The organism is Microbacterium sp. LMI12-1-1.1, from assembly GCF_040676455.1.
GTDB lineage: Bacteria > Actinomycetota > Actinomycetes > Actinomycetales > Microbacteriaceae > Microbacterium.
In genome coordinates, this window is sequence record NZ_JBEGIA010000001.1 from 890,791 (window position 1) to 906,771 (window position 15,981).

The window sequence follows — 15,981 nt, forward strand, 5'->3', positions numbered from 1 at the left end:
CACTTCGTGAGCGGCAGCAGTCCTCGCGCCGTGCCGGACACCGGCCGCATCGAGCGCGAGCTCGCGACCACACCTCCCACGCGGCTGCAGCTCGCGTGGAAGGTCGTGCCGAACGGCGCTGCACGACGCGACGTGGCGTGGGATCTTCTGCGTGGGATGCTGGCGCCGGGCGCCGAGCTGTCGAATCCCTGCGCGCGCTGCGGCGGACCACACGGTCCGGTTCGGACGACGGATGGCTTGGCCCGGCCTGCCGTCGCCTATGCGAGCGGCGTCGCCGTCGCGGCGGTCGCCTCGCGCGGTCCTGGCACATTCGCGATCGACGCCGAAGTCGAGACCGACCCGGTGCGGGACGCTGCAGGTCTGAACGGAATCCTCGGCGCTCGATCGGGCGTGCGATTGCGCGACTGGGTGCGGGTGGAGGCTGCCCTCAAGGCGGACGGCCGGGGGCTTCGCGTCGACCCGGGCACCGTCGCCGTCGCACCGGTGGGCGGCCACGGATGGCGGGCGGTCGTGCCGGGCGGACCGGTCATCGGCGGATGGGACATCGGCGGCCCACCGGGGCTCGTCATCAGTGCCGCACTCAGCGAGGCATCGGAGGCAGCTCGGGTCGATCCAGCCACGCCGTGAGCAGCGCGTCGATGTCTGCCCCTGCGAGCCGCACGACCAGGGCACGGAAGTCCGCGGTCGTCACCGAATCGCCGGCGCCGGCGCTCGCCCATTCGCGCAGGAGTGCCGCGAAGGCGCTCTCCCCCATGCGACGTCGCAGCGCATAGAGGGTCAGCGCGCCACGCTTGTAGACGCGATCGTCGAACATCAGCCCGGGACCGGGATCGGCCAGCACCAGGTCCTGATCGAGCGCGGCGAGCCGGACGTGGTGCCGTGCCGCCTTCTCGTGGACGGTCTGGCGGCCCGCTGCCTCTGACCACATCCACTCGGCGTAGCAGGCGAAACCCTCGTTGAGCCAGATGTCCTGCCACCGCGCGACGCCGACGCTGTTGCCGAACCACTGGTGCGCCAGCTCGTGCGCCACCAGGCGCTCCGATGCGGGGTCGAGATGGTTGGCGCCGAAGACCGCCATCCCCTGCGCCTCGAGCGGTATCTCGAGCTCGTCGGGAGTGACCACAAGGGTGCAGGCGTCTTGCGGGTACGGACCGAAGGCGGACTCGAACAGCTGCAGCATGCGCGTGACCGGTGCGAAGGCCGTCGCCACCTCGGTGCGCAGCGCGGGCGGGTGGACGACCGTCACCGGGAACCCGTCCGGGCCGGCAGAACCTGGCAGCGTGCTGGAGACGTAGCGTCCGATGTGCACGGCCGTGAGGTACGTGGCGGTCGGCACGTCGGAACGGAACGTGCGGGTTTCGAACTGCCCGCGTCGCGCCGAGCCGACGAGGGCGCCGGTGGCGACCGCGGTGTAGCCGGCATCCGTCGCGACGGTGATCGAATAGCGGGCGCGATCGTCGGGACGGTCGTTGCAGGGGAACCACGTCGGCGCGCCGATGGGCTGAGCTGCAACGAGGGCGCCGTCCTCGAGTTCCTCGAAGCCGATGGTGCCCCAGCGTGTCCGCCGCGGAGCGGGGGCGCCGGCGTACGTCACCTCGATGGAGAATCGCTCCCCGGCCTCCATCCGCCGGGGAAGCACGACCCGCACCTTTCGCGGCCCCTGGGTGTAGGCCGTGCGGCGGTCGCCATCCACGCGCACCCGCGATACGCGGAGCCCGATCAGATCCAAGGCGACCGATGACGTCGGAACGGCCGCGACCGCGTTGAGGACCGCGCGCCCCTCGAGGCGGTTGGTGCGCACACGGTACGAGAGATCGAGCTCGTAGGACTCGATGCCGAAGGTGGGATCGCCGCTCTGCGGTGCGTACGCGTCGTGAGCACTCACGATGTCGACTGGTACGCGCGGACCTTGACCGCGCGCCACGGGCCGATCGGATTGCCGCTCCAGCGCGAGCCCACGGGCACGGTCTCGCCGCGCATCACCAGCGAGGCGGGGCCGACCGTCGCGTGGGCGCCGAGTGTCGCCCCCGGCAGGATGACGCTGTGCGGCCCGAGCGTCGCACCAGCCTCCAGTTCCACCGTGTCCATGCTCATGATTCGATCATGGAACAGGTGGGTCTGCACAACGCATCCGCGATTGACGGCCGCACCGTCACCCAGTGTGACGAGATCGGGCTCGGGAAGCCAATAGCTCTCACACCACACGCCACGGCCGATCCGCGATCCGAGCGATCGCAGCCACACGGCCAGAGCCGGCGTTCCCGCGGCCGCGCGGGCGAACCAGGGCGCGGCGACCATCTCGGTGAATGTGTCCGAGACCTCGGTGCGCCAGACGAAGCTCGACCACAGGGGCTGCTCGCCCGCGCGGATCGTGCCGACGATGAGCCACTTCGCCGCGGTCGACAGCCCTGCGGCCACCGCACCGGCGGCCAGCATCACGATGCCGGAGACGAGCAGCGTCCACACGGGGCCCACGGTCTCCCACAGCACAGCGAGGCCGAACAGGACACCGAGGCCGATCGCGCACGTGACGACGACAGGCACGAACCGGCCGAGTTCCCAGAGCGTGCGCGCGATCCGAAGACCGACCGTCGGCCGGTAGGTGCGGCTCTCGTCGCCCTCGGCCGACAGCCGACGCAGCCGCACGGCCGGCGATCCGAGCCAGGACGAACCCGGCTTCGCCTTCAGCGGCGCGGACGACAGGACGGCGACGAGCCCGTCGCGGGGCACGCGGTGGCCGGGCGCCGCCATTCCGGAGTTTCCAAGGAATGCGCGCTTGCCGATGCGGACCGGTCCGAGCCGCATCCAGCCCCCGCGCAGCTCGTACGAGCCGACCATCGTGTCATCGGCGAGGAACGCGCCGTCGTCGATGCGCGTCATCGAGGGGATGAGCAGGACGGTGGATGCCTCGACCTCGCGACCGACGCGCGCACCGAGGAGGCGCAGCCATACCGGGGTGAACAGGCTCGAGTACAGCGGGAAGAGCACCGTGCGCGACGAGTCGAGCAGTCTCTCGATGCTCCATGCCTGCCATCCGATCCGGCTGCGCACGGGGTGGGTGCCCTCGCGCAGCCCGATCGACAGCACGCGCACCGCGAGCACGACGGACGCCGCGAAGACGATTCCTACTGCGAGGACGGCGGGCACGAGCCACGCCAGCGCCCCGAGGAATGCGACGCCCAGGGTCTCGGCATCCCGGATCCCCTGCGCGATCACAAGCCCGCCGACGGCGAACGACACGAGCGGCAGCAGGGCCAGCGCAACCGACGAGACCGCGTACGCCCAGAGCCAGCGCGTCGGCGCCGCAGCCCGTTCTGCGGGCCAGTCGGACTCGACGCCGCCGACGCGCTCTGCCGGAGATCCGGCCCATGACTGGTCTGCCCGCACACGGCCGAACACGGCCGAACCGGGCGCGATGTCGGCGCGCTGCCCGACCCGGGTACCCGGCGCCAGCGTGCTGCGGGCTCCGATCGTCGCGTCGGCGCCGATGCGCACTTCGCCGACGCGCAGGACGTCGCCGTCGATCCAGGTGCCGGTGAGATCCACCTCGGGCTCGACGGCGGCGCCGTCGCCCAACTCGAGCATCCCCGTGATGGGGGGCAGCGTATGCATGTCGACGCCGCGCCCGATCTTCGCGCCCAGCGCCCGCGCGTAGTAGGTGACCCACGGCGCGCCGGCGAGGCCGACGGCATCGATCTGGTCGGCGATCTGCTCGGCGAGCCAGAGGCGCATATGCACGCTGCCGCCACGCGGGTAGTCGCCTGGGCGCAGGCCCGCCAGGAGCAATCGAGCCGCGACGACGGCGATGGCCATGCGCCCGAAGGGCGTCGCGAACACGGCCAGCCCGATCAAGAGCACCCACCAGGGAGTGCTGGGCAATGCTTCGAAGCCGGGGGCGAGCTGGAGCAGCGCACTGGCTGTGAGCAGGTACAGCAGCCAGCGGATGCCCGTGATGATGAACAGCGGCACGCCGAGGAGCGTCTGCACCCACTGGGTGGCGCGGGGCGTCGGCACGGGTCGGTGGAACGTCGCCGGCCCGTCGTCCTCCAACGGTCCGAGCGCCTTGGCCATCGAGCTCAAGCGCGGCACATCGTAGATGTCGGCGACGGAGAATTCGGGCACGCGCACGCGGATCCGCGAGACCAGCTGGGCGGCCGCCAGCGACCCGCCGCCGAGGTCGAAGAAGTCGGCCGACCGGCTGGGCACCGGCATGCCGAGCACGGTCTGCCATTGCTCCGCAAGCCAGGCCTCGGCGGGAGACAGTCCCGCCAGCGGCGCCTCGACACCGGGCAGCGGCCACGGAAGCGCCGCCCGGTCGACCTTGCCGGATGTGCGGACCGGAAGTTCGTCGACGACCGCCAGCAGCGGCACGATGGCCGCCGGCAGTCGCTCCGCCAGCAGGGCACGCGCGTGCGCCCGGTCGAAGTCCACTCCCTCGTTCGCGACGAGATATCCGACGAGCACGGGAACGCCCGCATCGGTCGATCGCACCGCAGCGGCCGCCGCAGTGATCCCCGGCAGGTCCTGCAGCGCCGATTCGACCTCGCCCAGTTCGATGCGGCGCCCGCCGACCTTCACCTGATCATCGGCCCGACCCATGAAGACGAGCCCTTCGGGTTCGTAGCGCACGAGGTCGCCGGAACGGTAGGCGCGTTCCCAGCCGAGGGTCGGCATCGGCGCGTACTTCTCGGCATCCTTCGAAGGATCGAGGTAGCGGGCCAACCCGACACCGCCGATGATCAGCTCGCCGATGTCGCCCTCGGCGACACGCGCGCCCTCGGCGTCGACGACGGCGAGCGCCCAGCCGTCGAGCGGAAGCCCGATGCGCACGGGGCCGGCGTCGAGCGGCGCCGCGCAGGCGACGACCGTCGCCTCGGTGGGACCGTACGTGTTCCACACCTCGCGGCCGTCAGCGGCCAGACGGGCAGCGAGTTCCGGAGGGCAGGCCTCACCGCCGAAGATCAGCAGCCTCACGTTCTCGATGGACGCCTCCGGCCACATCGCGGCCAGCGTCGGAACCGTCGAGACCACCGTGATGCCCTGCCGGATGAGCCACGGGGCGAGATCCTCGCCGGATCGGACGAGTGCGCGAGGTGCCGGTACGAGGCACGCGCCGTGCCGCCATGCGAGCCACATCTCTTCGCACGATGCGTCGAACGCGACGGAGAGCCCCGCGAGAACCCGGTCGCGCGGCCCGAGCGGTGCATCCTGCAGGAACAGCCGCGCCTCGGCATCGACGAAGGCGGCTGCGGAGCGGTGCGTGACCGCCACTCCCTTCGGCACTCCTGTGGACCCGGACGTGAAGATGATCCATGCGTCGTCCGTCACGTCCGGCGGCGGAACCGTGACGACCGCATGGGTACTGGGATGTGGCGCATCACCCGTGAACAGGGCAGCGGATGCCGCCACCTCGGCTTCGCCCTCCGCCTGCGCCTCGGCGGACGTGTAGCCATCGTCGGTGATGACTCCGCGGACCCCTGCCTCGCCGAAGACGAGGCGCGCGCGCTCGTCCGGATCGTCCACGTCCACCGGAACGTACGCCGCACCCACGGCGAGCACGGCGAGGATGGCGATGTACAGCTCCTTCGAGCCGGACGGGACGCGGACGCCCACCCGGTCACCACGGCGTATACCGGCGTCGTGAAGCTGCGCCGCGGTGCGCCCGACACGGGCCATCAGATCTCGATAGCTGAGCGAGCCTGAACCGTCGTCGAGGGCAGATGCTTCGGGATGCCGCGCCGTCGTCTCGCGGAGGATGTCGAGAAGGGTACGGGCAGGGGTCGCTGACCCTGACCTGTCGAGTTCGAGCTGCTCTCGCGGCTCCCCCACCGGCTGCACCTCAGGACAGGAGCGCGACGAGCTGCGCCTTGCTCAGGCGCGAGTACCCCGTCTTGCCGGCCGCCCGGGCACGGTCCCGCAGCGCGGCGACCGTGAGCGACGAGAGGTCGGATGCTCCGTTTCCACTCGCGGCCGAAGCCGCGCGCGACGACTTCGCACGCGGTGCGGCGGCAGCGTTGTTGACCGTTGATGACGCGGCGGGGGTCTTCGCGCGAGATGCCGGTCGTGCGACCGTCTTGCGCGCGGGCGCCTTGGTCGCCGTGGCGGCGACGGGCGGTGCCGATTCGGTCGACGCGGGCGCCGCGCCGGATGCCGCAGTCGACTTCAGTCCTTGGGTTTCGGCGGGACCAGCGAGCTCGCTGTCGAGAGCCGACTGCGCCGCCGCGGCTTCACGGTCCGCGCGCTCGGCCGCCTTCGCAGCCTTGGCGGCCTCTTTCTTGGCCTCCTTCGCCTGCGCCACACGCTGCTCGGCCTCGGCGGCCACCCGTTCTGCTTCGGCCGCTGCGCGCTCGGCCTCTGCCCGGAGGCGGGCCTTCTTCTCGGCCTTGGCGACAGCCTGGACCGTCGCCTTCACGAGCTTGTCAGCCGCTCGCGTGGCACGCTTGGCGACCTTGGCGGGCTTCTTCCGAAGCTCCTTCTTCGAGACATCCGCGGCGTCTTTGGCGTCCTCGGAGAGCTCGCGCAGCTTCTTGGCGGTCTTGCTCGGCAGAGCCTTGGCCGCCTTCTTCGCCTGCTTCGCCGCGATGGCGGCGTCTTCCATCGCGTCCAGCGCCTGGCGCTGGGCCTTCGTCGTCTTGGCCATAGCCGCACCTTAGCGCGGACGGGTTAACTGGCACCTTGCGCCGCTCTCGCGAGGACACAGACGGACGCTGCGGCGTCGCAGCTTCGTGCCGCCCGCTGGAGGCCGCTCCGGACCCGGTCGGTCCGCACGGCACCACGACTCGACAGCGCGGCGGCGCCCGGTGGTGAGCCGGGCACCGCGCGCTGTATCACCGGTAGAGGTCGCCGTATTCCGCGCCGTCGAGGGGATCCGCCACGGCGAGCATGCCCCGCCATGCGATGTCGAAGGCGTCTTGACACCGCTGCCAGACGACGGGATCGCTCAGCTCGGCCCCGCGCACGACGAGCTGGTAGTAGACGACACCCGCGAGAAGGTCGAAGCACGTCGCCGGATCCAGCCCCTCACGGAGGATGCCGCGCTCGATGCCCGTCGCGAGCGCCCCCTCGAGCGCGACTCGTCGCCGCACGACATGCGACGCCCAGTACGCCTTCTGCAGGTCCCGATCGGCCATCGCGAGGCGTATGCGCTGCCGGAATCGCTCCTCCGAGTACCCCACGACGCTCACGCTCTGCCCGCCGAACATCGCGGCCTGCACGCACTCGCGCAGGTCGCCGTCGAGGGGGATGTCGGGCGGCACGGTGCGGCCGACATCCAGCGCCGCCGCCACCAAGGCTGTGAGTGACGGCCATCGCCGATAGATCGCCGCCCGCGTCGCTCCGCTGCGCTGCACCAGCCGGCGCACCGTGACGGATTCGCCTTCGTCGATGAGCGCGAGCGCGCCGGCGAGGATCTGGCCGTCGAGTTCCTCGTCGCGCGGTCGACCGGGGCCGCGGCGAACCGCGTCCCCGGTCGGATGCGCCGTGGCAACGAGACTCACTCGACCACCGCTCGCGCGCGCAGTCGCGCCACGATGTCGTCCGTGAGTCCCGCCGCCCGCACCGGGCCGAGGGCATCGCCGTGGCGTTCGCGGAGCCGGGCGAGCATGGTGCGCATAGAGACGTCCATGGGCTGAGTGTCCGTCGTCAGCCCTGCCATGTCGTCGAGGTCGAAGCCGAGACGTGCGAGCAGCACCCCCATCACCGGCTTCATGCGCTGCTGGATGGCCGTCATGTTGGCATCGGTGCGGGCGTAGTCGGCGACGATGGCCTCGTCGGAGGCTCCCAGGGCGAGCAGGAGCATCGCGGCGAGGACGCCCGTGCGGTCGCGCCCGGCGGCGCAGTGGAACGCCGTCGCTCCGGGGGCCAGCGCGATCAGGGACAGCGCCGCCGCGAGCTGCGGGGCGGAGGTCTCGGCCATGTGCGCGTACATCTCGCCCATGCTCACGTGATCGAACGACACCCGCCTGCCCTGCGGCATCCCCGCACCGATGCTCGCCATCAGTGGCAGGTGGTGGTAGGCGACGGGCTGGTCAGCCAGTGGCCCCCGCCCGGTGAGCGCAGCCTCGTCGTTCGTGCGCAGGTCGATGACCGCGACGAGGCCGCGGTCGACGAGCTCGCGCGCGTCGCGCTCGGTGACGACGGCGAGGTCGTCAGCTCGGAACGCGAGGCCGTCTCGCAGCACGCCGCCTGCGACGGGGATCCCGCCGAGGTCGCGAAGGTTGACCGGAGCGCTCAGCTCGAGATCGATGAGGGCGGCGGTCATGTGATTCTCCTTCTGATGAATGCGCTGCCCTGGTCGATGGCGGTGACCAGGACGATGATGCAGATGACGATCGCGCAGAGGTGTCCGTAGTCGTACATGCGCATCGCGGTGGTGAGTTCAAGGCCGATGCCACCGGCGCCGACGAGGCCGAGGATCGTCGCCCCGCGCACGTTGCCCTCGAACAGCAGCAGCGTGTACGAGACCAGCAGCGGCGCCGCCTGCGGAAGCACCCCGTACTGGACGACCTGCCGCTTCGAGGCGCCGACGGCCTCCATCGCGACCAGCGGACCGCGGTCGACGGACTCCATCGCCTCGGCGAACACCTTGCCGATGGATCCGATCGAGCCGAGGGTCATCGCCAGGATGCCCGCGAACGGGCCCAGGCCGACGGCAGAGACGAACATGAGCGCGAACACGAGATCGGGCACCGAGCGGATGATGTTCATCAGCCACCGGCACGGGTAGTACACCCACTTCGGGGCGATGTTGGATGCCGCTCCGAACGCGACGACCAGGGAGAACACCGCGCCGAGGACGGTGCCGACGATCGCCATCTGCAACGTCTCGATGAGCAGGGCGAGGATGGTGCCGAAGTCGGAGAAGTCCGGCGGGAAGAGTCGTCCGAGGAATTCGGTCATGTTGACCGCGCCGTCCGCGAGCTTGGCGAAGTTGAACTCCGCGCCCTGGAACGACCACACCAGCACCGCGAACGCGGCGATCAGTCCGAGACCGAATCGCGCGCGCGGGATCCGGAAGGCGTGTTCGAGGCGGTCGCGTTCGGCGGGGTCGAGTTGCGGCATGGCCGGCGACTTCTCACCGCGGGGCCGCTCAGTCGTGATGCTCATCCGTCCCCTCCTCGTCGTCGTAGACCACGGCGAGCGCCGCGGCGTCGAGCTGCGCAGTCGGCGCCGCCACGACGACCTCGCCGTGACGCAGGCCGACGATCCGGTCGCTGTGCCCCAGCGCGAGCGGCAGCACGTGCAGGCTCACCAGCACCGGGATGCCGTCCTGCCGTGCGATGTCGCGCAGCAGGGTGAGCACCGAGTCGGCGAGCTTCGGATCGAGTGAGGCCACCGGCTCGTCGGCGAGGATCACGCGGGGACGCTGCATGAGCGCTCGGGCGATGGCGACGCGCTGCTGCTGGCCGCCGCTGAGCGAGCGGGCCGGCTCGGTGGCCTTGTGGGCGATGCCGACCCGGTCGAGCAGGTCGAGAGCGCGCGTTCGCTGTTCGCGCGTGAAGCCGCCGACGAGGTTGAACGTGCCCGCTCCGTGCAGACAGCCGGTGAGCACGTTGGTGAGCACGCTGAGGCGCGGGATCAGGTTGAATTGCTGGAACACCTGGCCCACCTCCGCGCGCAGTGCCCGGAGCTCGCGCGGCCGCATGGACGCCACCTCTCCCCCAGCGACGCGGACACTGCCGGCGGTGATGGGTGCGAACCCGGTGAGGCTGCGCATCAGTGTGGACTTGCCCGAACCGGAGGCCCCGAGCAGCGCCACGGTCTCGCCCGCGTGCAGATCGAGGTCGACGCCGCGCAGGACAGGAGTGCGGTCGTACGCCACCGCCAGGCCGCGGACTGCGACGACAGGGCTGACGGATGCCGCCGCCGCCGCGGCATCCGTGGTGAGGGTGAGCGTCATCAGCGCAGGTCCTCGAGCTTCACGCCGGCGACCGCCGCGATGTCGACGAAGCCCTCGAAGAGCTCGGACTCAGGGGCGATGATCGTCTCTCTGCCGATGAACCCCTCGCCGAGCGCGCCGAGCGCTTCCGCGTTCTCCTCCGAGAACACGGCCGGAAGCGCCTCTTCGAGCAGCGTGCGGGTCTCGTCGTCGAGCGACTGGCGAGCAAGCACCGTGCCTGCGACAGGCATCGACGGGCTCTCGCCGACCCCGCGCCACTCGCCGTCCGCGAACGGGAAGTACGGCGCGCCCAGCTGTGTCAGCATGATCGCGGTGCAGGCGGCATCCACCTGCCCCTGCTCCAGGGCGGCGAAGCTGCCCTCGTGGCCGCCGGCGAAGATCGCCTCGTAGTCCACATCCTGTTCGAGGCCTGCCTCGTGCAGCATGTAGACCGGCATGAAGTACCCCGAGCTCGAGGCCTGGTCCGCGAACGCGACAGTCGCCCCCTCGAGGTCTTCGACCTCCCGGATGGGCGAGTCCTGCAGCACGACACAGGTGGAGACCGGGGTGTCATCGCCCTTCCAGGCGAGCAGGGCGTCGACCTCTCCGGTGTTGACGGCGAGGGCCGAGGGGAAGCCGCTCATGATGCCGATGTCGACATGGTCGGCGCGGATCGCCTCGACGACGCTGAGGTAGTCGGGAACGTCGGTGACCTCGACGGTGCGGCCCGTCTCGGCCTCGAGCAGCGCCGCGAAAGCCTCGATCGGGTTCTCGGCCGACGGGTCATCGCCCAGAGGGAGTGTCGCGATGGTGATCGGCGCGTCGGTGGCGGCATCCGGGTCGGAGGCGGACGCGGTGCCCGCGCATCCGGTGAGAGCGAGTGCGGCGATGCCGAGGAGACCGAGGGCGGGGGGTGCGACGCGGCGCATGAGGATGTTCCTTCCAGGGGTTCGGGAGATTTCGAGAACACCGGTATGCAAACTCCGCGAGGTGACCACGAATTACGAGACCGCCGGACTGCGAATGGAACGCCGGATGAACAGCTGGCGATGGCAGGGCCTCGACGCCGCGCTGCGCTGTCATCGCCGCAGGCCGCGGACCCGCGGATCGGGACCGATGCCCCGAGCGATCAGGGGATGTGCCAGAACTCGGTGCCGAGCCCGTACATGTTCCAGATCCACCACCATTGACCGACGAGGCACGTGGCGAGCACGGCGAGTCGCCAGGCAAGGCTCCGCGGGGCGGCCACAGCGCCCCAGAGCGGTGAGAGCGGGAAGAGGATCCGGAACACGCTCGATTGCGGGAGGAAGACCGCCAGCAGGTAGATGAGATAGCTGGCCGCCCACAGCCGGATCTCCGGTCCCAGACGGGCCACGTGCGGGCTGAACGCCAGCACGGCGCCGCCGGCGAGCACAAGGAGCCCCAGGCAGAGGAGACCCCATACCGGATCGAGACCCCAGAACCGGAACCAGTAGTCCGCCGCCTGCGGCCAGCCTTCGAAGGGCACGAATCCGCCCGCGTCACCGACCCACAGCCGCCGCCAGGCGAGTTCCGTCGCGAGATAGGCGTCGTCGCGACCGGTCACGACGCCGGCGATCACCTGCCAGGAGAGTCCCAGCGCGGTCGCGATGCCGGCGAGCGTGACGATGTGCACGACCTCACGCCGCGCGAACGGCTCGCGCGCTCGGCTCAGCCACCGACGGATGCCGAACAGGCCGAGGAACAGCGCGAACGCCAGCACGCCCGGGCGTGTGAACGCCATCGCCGGGATGATCGCGTACAACACGGCGTACTGCCTTCGCTGCAAACTGCGGATGCCGAGCAGGATCAGCAGCAGGAAGGGCGCCTCCGCGTAGCCGACCTGGAACATGGCTGCCAAGGGAGCCGAGGCGAAGAACACGACCGCCCACAGGGCCGCGGTCTCGCCGATCGCCGGCCTCAGGATGCTGCGGAGAACCAGGCAGCAGAGATAGCCGGCGATGAGTGCCAGTGCCACCGCACCCGCGGCCCAGGATCCGAGGAGCCATCCGGCCGCGTCCGCCGCCCACGGATAGAGCGGCATGAATGCCCACGCGTTCTGCGCGACCTCACCAGCGGTGGTGAGCGGCAGCTCGACCGGGTACCCCTCCGACGCGATGCGGTGGTAGTACTGCGCGTCCCACGCGACGATGTAGGTGGCCAGGTCCGCACCGGGGCCGAACCGGGACTCAGGGGGCGACAGTCGTGCAGCGAGGAGGAAGAACGACGTGGTGACGAGCCGTGAGGCCGCGTAGATCGCCGCGATCCGTGCCGCGGACACGGCCCGAGACGGGTGTCCGAGGGACCCCCCGGCAGATCCGCTATTCGTCGTTGGCGGTCTCTTCGATCCAGTCGATCGCGTCCTCGGCGAGGTAGCGGGCTCCGGGATCCTCGTCGGCATCCTGAATCTCGTCCTCCGGCTCGAGTGCAGCGGGCGCGGCTCCCGACTCGATCGCCCACACGTCTTCCGCGTCGGCCGCGTCGACGAGTTCGTCGATCTCGGCCGCGATGTCGACCGGGACCGCGTCGCCGTTGTTCGCGATCAGCCAGTCGCGGGTCTCCGCGGAGAGGCCCGGCCAGATCTGCTCCATGCCCATGCGCGCAAGCGTTGCACACCTCACAGCTGCGGTCGATGCACCATCAGGTGAATTCTCGGTGCAATACCATGCCCCCATGGCCACTCCTCAGCCGGACCAGCGATCCGCGCCCGTGACCCCCGACGGAGCACCCCGGAATCGCGTGCCTGCCCACATCACCCGACGACGCACCGCCATCGCGGCGCGGCTCGCCGACGAACGCTGACGCGCCGTGCGCTTTGTCCGGGCCGTGATGTCGGCCGTCGTCGCGACGCTGCCGGTGCTCGTCATCCTCCTGATCCCGACGCTGGTACGCGGTGACACCGGCATCGCCGCATTCAGCGGCGTCGGCGGCACCCTCCTCAACGCGGCGTTCATCGCGGCGATCATCCTGATCCCCAAGGTGAACGGCTGGCTGGATCCCGAGGTCCCCGCGTGGACCGCGACGACAGCGATGGCCGCGACCGCCCGGGTGTGGCGCACCCGCATCTGGCTCGCGCTCCTGGCGGTCCTCGCGCTCCTGGGGATCTTCGCCGCCGGACAGACCGCTGCGTATTTCCTCGGTCTGAGTTCACCCGCGCTCACCGACGGCGTGCTCGACTACAGCCGCTTCCTGGCGCAGGAGCTCGTCGTCTACCTGCTGGGATACGTGCTGTCGCTCACGACCTACGTGCTGCTCATCCGCGTGCTCGCCCGCCACGCCGACTGAGCCACTCCCCCGCGCACGGCGACCCGGTCGCACGGCCGGGACGACGCGCCGCCGGGCCCGATCAACGATAAAGGCCCCGGGTGCTGGGGACACCCGGGGCCTGTCGTCGTCTGCTCTCGCTCACCAACCCCCCGGTTAGCGGCGCTCGACGACGGTTTGGGAAGGATTCTTTGGGGAGGGCCTTCCCTGAGATGCTGGGGACATCTCCCGTACAGCTTAACCCGGGCTCCTAGGTGTCCGCTGTCCCCTCTTCGGGGGACATTTTCGGGTCCATCAGTCCGGTACGACGTACCCCTTCACCCAACGGTCGAGAGCATCGTACGCCTGCGCGCGGGGTTCGTCACGTGAAAGGAACACGTCGTGGATCGCGCCTTCGATCCGGGCGATCGTCACGAGTTCGCCGACCTTGGTGGAGGCTCGGGCGATGTCGTCGACGACCAGCACCGAGTCCGTCGACGTCATCGATTCGCGCCATGCGAGCGGAGGCGTCGAGGCCGTCGACAGCAGCACCATCGCAGGGCAGCCGACGTCGATGCCCGACGCGACGCGGCGATGCCCCGCCATGACGGCGGACAGCCAGCCGGGCGCCGTCGGAAACCCACGGTCGGGCCGCCAGAGCGCCCGATGCTCGCCGTTGGGAAGGCTGCCGATCTCATCCTGGGCGCGCGTGTAGAAGCCGAAGTCGACGGCAGGCTGGGTGCCTCGCGGATCGAGGCGTGCACGCATGTCGACCAGGGGCGCAAGGGCCTGACGCCCGAGCGGGCCGAGCTGCAATTCGAGCCACGGGCTGTTCAGCACGAGCGCGTCGGCGCGCCCCGGATGGCGCGCGGCCCACAGCGTGAGCGTGAGACCGCCGGTCGAATGGCCCATGAGCACGAGCCGCCGACCCTTCCGCGCGGCCCGCCTGTCCGGTTTCGCCCCGGCATGGGGTCCGCGTCCGTTGCCGGTCGCCGCCGGGTGGTGGCCCATTGCCCGCAGAGCGGCCTCGATGTCGACGTCGTAGTCGTCGAGCGAGTCGATGTAGCCCGGAGACTGACCGTCGCGCAGGCTGCGGCCGTAGCGGCGCAGGTCGAGGGCGAAGAACCGCGCCCCGCGGTGGGTCCAGAACCGCGCGAGCTCGCGCTGGAAGAAGTAGTCGGACCAGCCGTGCACGTACAGCACGTCGACGTCCCGCAGCGGCGCGAAAGCTGTCACCACCGGGTTCGGGATGCTGCGGACCAGGGTGGCGACGAGATCCCCGTGCTCGCCCGCCACACCGAGGGACAGCGTCAGCTGCTCGAACGGCTCCCCGAGGACGTCGGGGACCCACGTCTGGGATGGCCCGGCCATGCGCTCAGCCTACGGGGGCGCTGCGCTCGGGCCGGCTCAGCCGTCGGAGTGTGCGCCGCCGCGCCGACAGGCGCGACGGCCGGGCCCGCTACTCGCCGCGCGAGATCGTCACCATCTCGTCGCGCGGCACGACCTTGACGCGCGCCCGCTCGTGCGGGGCGCCGAGCGCGACCTCGTGCTCGTCGAGGCGGTGCCAGCCCTCCAGGTCGGTCCACGCCACGCCGCGCGAGGCGAGCAGCTCAGGGATGGACGCCTCCGAGGGGTCGGCCGGCTGCCACCACGTGCCCTGATCGTTGATCAGATGGCGGATGGTCTCCATCGCGTCGGACTTGGTGTGACCGATGAGGCCGACGGGTCCGCGCTTGATCCAGCCGGTGGCGTACACGCCGTTGACCCGCTGGTTCGAGTCCTTGCTCAGCACCTGGCCCTCGCGGTTGGGAATGACGCCGTGCCGTTTGTCGAATGGCACACCGGGCAGCGGCGAGCCGAAGTAGCCGACGGCACGGTACAGCGCCTGGATCGGCAGCTCGCGCAGCTCGCCGGTGCCGACCACACCGCCCTCGCCGTCAGGGCGGGTCCGCTCGTAGACGAGCGCCGACACGCGGCCCTCGGCATCCGTCTTGACCTCCAACGGCTTCGCGTAGAAGTGCAGGTGCAGGCGGCGGGATGCCGTGCCCCCGGCGTTGTTGACCGAGTCGCGCTTGCGCCACGACTGCAGCACGCGGTCGATGACCATGACCTGCTTGTTGCTCGCGATGGCGGCGCGCGCCGCGTCGTCGTAGTCGAAGTCCTCGTCGTAGACCACCATGTCGACGTCGCGCAGCTCGCCGAGTTCGCGGAGCTCCAGCGGTGTGAACTTGACGTTCGCGGGCCCGCGGCGGCCGAACACGTGCACGTCGGTCACGTTCGAGGCGGCGAGGCCCTCGTAGACGTTGTCGGGGATCTCTGTGGGCAGCAGGTCCTCGGCGTGCTTGGCCAGCATGCGCGACACATCGAGGGCGACGTTGCCGTTGCCGAGGACGGCGACGGATGCCGCATCCAGCGGCCATTCGCGCGGCACGTCCGGGTGCCCGTCGAACCAGCTCACGAAGTCGGCCGCGCCGTACGAGCCGGCTGCATCGATGCCCGGGATGTCGAGGTCGGTGTCGCGGATGGCCCCGGTGGCGAAGATCACGGCGTGGTAGTGGTGCTTGAGGTCGTCGAGGGTGATGTCCTCGCCGAAGCGCACATTGCCGAAGATGCGGATGTCGCCGCGGTCGAGCACCTCGCGCAGCGCCGTGATGATGCCCTTGATGCGCGGGTGGTCGGGGGCGACGCCGTAGCGGACCAGCCCGTAAGGAGCGGGCAGCTGCTCGAACAGGTCGATCGACACGTCGAACTTGCGCTCGGCCTTCAGCAGGATGTCGGCGGCGTAGATGCCTGCCGGTCCTGCACCGACGATCGCCAGCCGGAGCTTGGTCATGGGGGTCCTT

Annotated in this window: 15 protein-coding genes; 3 read left to right on the forward strand and 12 right to left on the reverse strand. The window is 70.6% G+C overall.

What is annotated here, in order from left to right; all coding sequences use genetic code 11:
- Positions 1–6 precede the first annotated feature (6 nt).
- Positions 7–627 carry a chemotaxis protein CheY gene (locus tag MRBLMI12_RS04365; protein ID WP_363354198.1) on the forward strand — a complete coding sequence of 207 codons (621 nt, stop codon included), beginning with the start codon at positions 7–9 and terminating at the stop codon, positions 625–627.
- Here MRBLMI12_RS04365 and MRBLMI12_RS04370 read toward each other — a convergent pair.
- The 10 genes from MRBLMI12_RS04370 to MRBLMI12_RS04415 all read right to left on the reverse strand — a co-directional run bounded on the left by MRBLMI12_RS04370 (position 581) and on the right by MRBLMI12_RS04415 (position 12,492).
- On the reverse strand, positions 581–1,885 hold the full coding sequence (locus tag MRBLMI12_RS04370; protein WP_363354200.1) for a M1 family metallopeptidase: 1,305 nt from the start codon (positions 1,883–1,885) through the stop codon (positions 581–583). The two genes, MRBLMI12_RS04365 and MRBLMI12_RS04370, sit on opposite strands and share 47 nt — an antisense overlap.
- Complete coding sequence (locus MRBLMI12_RS04375; protein WP_363354202.1) at positions 1,882–5,829, reverse strand: Pls/PosA family non-ribosomal peptide synthetase; 3,948 nt, start codon at positions 5,827–5,829, stop codon at positions 1,882–1,884. The genes MRBLMI12_RS04370 and MRBLMI12_RS04375 overlap by 4 nt, the downstream gene beginning before the upstream one ends.
- 10 nt (positions 5,830–5,839) lie before the next feature.
- Complete coding sequence (locus tag MRBLMI12_RS04380; RefSeq protein ID WP_363354204.1) at positions 5,840–6,640, reverse strand: hypothetical protein; 801 nt, start codon at positions 6,638–6,640, stop codon at positions 5,840–5,842.
- Between the two features lie 187 nt (positions 6,641–6,827).
- Positions 6,828–7,496: a TetR/AcrR family transcriptional regulator gene (locus MRBLMI12_RS04385; RefSeq protein WP_363354206.1), complete on the reverse strand. Its 669-nt coding sequence runs from the start codon at positions 7,494–7,496 to the stop codon at positions 6,828–6,830.
- A complete protein-coding gene (locus tag MRBLMI12_RS04390) occupies positions 7,493–8,260 on the reverse strand; it encodes a tyrosine-protein phosphatase (RefSeq protein ID WP_363354208.1) in 768 nt (255 codons plus the stop codon). Before MRBLMI12_RS04390 ends, MRBLMI12_RS04385 begins: the two co-directional genes overlap by 4 nt.
- Positions 8,257–9,105 carry a phosphonate ABC transporter, permease protein PhnE gene (gene phnE / locus MRBLMI12_RS04395; RefSeq protein ID WP_363354210.1) on the reverse strand — a complete coding sequence of 283 codons (849 nt, stop codon included), beginning with the start codon at positions 9,103–9,105 and terminating at the stop codon, positions 8,257–8,259. The genes MRBLMI12_RS04390 and phnE overlap by 4 nt, the downstream gene beginning before the upstream one ends.
- The gene (locus MRBLMI12_RS04400; RefSeq protein ID WP_363354212.1) at positions 9,089–9,898 is read right to left on the reverse strand and encodes a phosphonate ABC transporter ATP-binding protein; all 810 of its coding nucleotides are present in this window, start codon (positions 9,896–9,898) and stop codon (positions 9,089–9,091) included. Before MRBLMI12_RS04400 ends, phnE begins: the two co-directional genes overlap by 17 nt.
- The gene (phnD, locus tag MRBLMI12_RS04405) at positions 9,898–10,806 is read right to left on the reverse strand and encodes a phosphate/phosphite/phosphonate ABC transporter substrate-binding protein (RefSeq protein WP_363354214.1); all 909 of its coding nucleotides are present in this window, start codon (positions 10,804–10,806) and stop codon (positions 9,898–9,900) included. Before phnD ends, MRBLMI12_RS04400 begins: the two co-directional genes overlap by 1 nt.
- Before the next feature lie 200 nt (positions 10,807–11,006).
- A complete protein-coding gene (locus MRBLMI12_RS04410) occupies positions 11,007–12,176 on the reverse strand; it encodes a hypothetical protein (protein ID WP_363354216.1) in 1,170 nt (389 codons plus the stop codon).
- A 40-nt stretch (positions 12,177–12,216) separates the two neighbouring features.
- A complete protein-coding gene (locus MRBLMI12_RS04415; RefSeq protein WP_363354218.1) occupies positions 12,217–12,492 on the reverse strand; it encodes a hypothetical protein in 276 nt (91 codons plus the stop codon).
- A gap of 76 nt (positions 12,493–12,568) precedes the next feature.
- On the opposite strand from MRBLMI12_RS04415, the gene MRBLMI12_RS04420 reads away from it, so the two are divergent.
- Positions 12,569–12,697 (forward strand): hypothetical protein, encoded by a 129-nt coding sequence (locus tag MRBLMI12_RS04420; protein ID WP_349428556.1) that lies wholly within the window; start codon positions 12,569–12,571, stop codon positions 12,695–12,697.
- A gap of 6 nt (positions 12,698–12,703) precedes the next feature.
- A complete protein-coding gene (locus tag MRBLMI12_RS04425; RefSeq protein WP_363354220.1) occupies positions 12,704–13,180 on the forward strand; it encodes a hypothetical protein in 477 nt (158 codons plus the stop codon).
- Positions 13,181–13,453: 273 nt separating this feature from the next.
- Here the strand turns inward: MRBLMI12_RS04425 and MRBLMI12_RS04430 are convergent, their stop codons facing one another.
- Positions 13,454–14,509 carry an alpha/beta hydrolase gene (locus MRBLMI12_RS04430; protein ID WP_363354221.1) on the reverse strand — a complete coding sequence of 352 codons (1,056 nt, stop codon included), beginning with the start codon at positions 14,507–14,509 and terminating at the stop codon, positions 13,454–13,456.
- Positions 14,510–14,597: 88 nt separating this feature from the next.
- The gene (locus MRBLMI12_RS04435) at positions 14,598–15,971 is read right to left on the reverse strand and encodes an FAD-dependent oxidoreductase (protein WP_363354223.1); all 1,374 of its coding nucleotides are present in this window, start codon (positions 15,969–15,971) and stop codon (positions 14,598–14,600) included.
- Between the last annotated feature and the right edge of the window lie 10 nt (positions 15,972–15,981).

What these genes read in the sequence shown, in the direction of transcription:
- MRBLMI12_RS04415 (WP_363354218.1), bottom strand. Translation starts at nt 12,492, where the DNA reads ATGGGCATGGAGCAGATCTGGCCGGGCCTCTCCGCGGAGACCCGCGAC.
- phnD (WP_363354214.1), bottom strand. Translation starts at nt 10,806, where the DNA reads ATGCGCCGCGTCGCACCCCCCGCCCTCGGTCTCCTCGGCATCGCCGCA.
- MRBLMI12_RS04435 (WP_363354223.1), bottom strand. Translation starts at nt 15,971, where the DNA reads ATGACCAAGCTCCGGCTGGCGATCGTCGGTGCAGGACCGGCAGGCATC.
- MRBLMI12_RS04420 (WP_349428556.1), top strand. Translation starts at nt 12,569, where the DNA reads ATGGCCACTCCTCAGCCGGACCAGCGATCCGCGCCCGTGACCCCCGAC.
- MRBLMI12_RS04400 (WP_363354212.1), bottom strand. Translation starts at nt 9,898, where the DNA reads ATGACGCTCACCCTCACCACGGATGCCGCGGCGGCGGCGGCATCCGTC.
- MRBLMI12_RS04380 (WP_363354204.1), bottom strand. Translation starts at nt 6,640, where the DNA reads ATGGCCAAGACGACGAAGGCCCAGCGCCAGGCGCTGGACGCGATGGAA.
- MRBLMI12_RS04390 (WP_363354208.1), bottom strand. Translation starts at nt 8,260, where the DNA reads ATGACCGCCGCCCTCATCGATCTCGAGCTGAGCGCTCCGGTCAACCTT.
- phnE (WP_363354210.1), bottom strand. Translation starts at nt 9,105, where the DNA reads ATGAGCATCACGACTGAGCGGCCCCGCGGTGAGAAGTCGCCGGCCATG.
- MRBLMI12_RS04430 (WP_363354221.1), bottom strand. Translation starts at nt 14,509, where the DNA reads ATGGCCGGGCCATCCCAGACGTGGGTCCCCGACGTCCTCGGGGAGCCG.